Origin of the sequence: Aphanothece microscopica RSMan92 (assembly GCF_046613545.2) — a bacterium.
Classification (GTDB): Bacteria; Cyanobacteriota; Cyanobacteriia; order PCC-6307; family Cyanobiaceae; genus NIES-981.
The window spans coordinates 1-493 of the sequence record NZ_JBKKKY020000463.1 but is presented as its reverse complement, the minus strand read 5'-3'; the positions used below and the strand labels follow the sequence as shown (position 1 = coordinate 493).

The following is a 493-nucleotide window of genomic DNA, read 5'->3' as shown; positions in this document are numbered from 1 at the left end:
TTTTTGTTTGGCAGCGGACTGCTGAGCCCCAACACGATGGCATTGGCATTGGCGCCCTTTTCCACCCACGCCGGCAGTGCATCCGCGCTGATTGGTTTTACCCAAATGCTATTTGGTGCCCTGGCTTCAGGCCTGGTAAGTCTTCTGCACGATCAAACAGCCCTTCCCATGACGGGCGTTATGGCGCTATGTGCCCTGGCAAGTGCCACCCTGATCCTGATTCAGAAGATTAGTGAAAAACGCCGTCCGGTAGTGATCCAAAACCAGGGGTAGCCGTAGTAAAAAGTAATTCCACCGATTGTTTATCTTTACTGCAATTGGTGAACTACCCCTACTTTTCTACCAAACCCGAATAACCCTGGCCTCTCATGTCGATAGCTTCTACTCCATCGCCTCCCTTAATTTTGTAAACGAATAACCTTCTTAAACGAAGGCGAGTCAACAACCAATTGGTAGAGCATAGAAGCATTGCTAGAGAAAAAGTCCAAGCGGC

The 493-nt window shown here is 49.3% G+C and carries 1 protein-coding gene; it reads left to right on the top strand.

Annotated elements, in window-relative coordinates:
* Window positions 1–273, top strand: a 273-nt coding sequence (locus ACLD7X_RS18560; protein ID WP_425625504.1) for a hypothetical protein, incomplete at its 5' end; no start/stop codon positions are given.
* Window positions 274–493 lie beyond the last annotated feature (220 nt).